The organism is Caulobacter sp. 602-1 (genome assembly GCF_003931565.1).
In the GTDB taxonomy this organism is placed as follows: domain Bacteria; phylum Pseudomonadota; class Alphaproteobacteria; order Caulobacterales; family Caulobacteraceae; genus Caulobacter.
In genome coordinates, this window is the sequence record NZ_RRYI01000067.1 from 1 (window position 1) to 329 (window position 329).

The following is a 329-nucleotide window of genomic DNA, read 5'->3' on the forward strand; positions in this document are numbered from 1 at the left end:
TGCGTGAGCACGCCGGCCACGCGCAGCTGATGGCGGTGGTCAAGGCCGACGGCTACGGTCACGGTGCTACGCGCGTCGCCCAAACCGCCCTGGGAGCCGGTGCGGCCGAACTCGGCGTCGCCACCGTCGACGAGGCGCTAGCGCTGCGCGCTGATGGCATTACCGCACCGGTGCTGGCCTGGCTGCATCCGCCCGGCATCGACTTCGGGCCCGCGCTGCTGGCCGACGTGCAGGTCGCGGTGTCCTCGCTGCGCCAACTCGACGAACTGTTGCACGCGGTGCGCCGGACCGGCCGGACGGCGACGGTGACCGTCAAGGTGGATACCGGG

1 protein-coding gene is annotated in these 329 nt (G+C 72.3%); it reads left to right on the forward strand.

Going from position 1 to position 329, the window contains the following annotated elements:
* A partial coding sequence (locus EIK80_RS25270) for an alanine racemase (RefSeq protein WP_199743632.1) occupies window positions 1-329 on the forward strand: 329 nt, incomplete at both ends.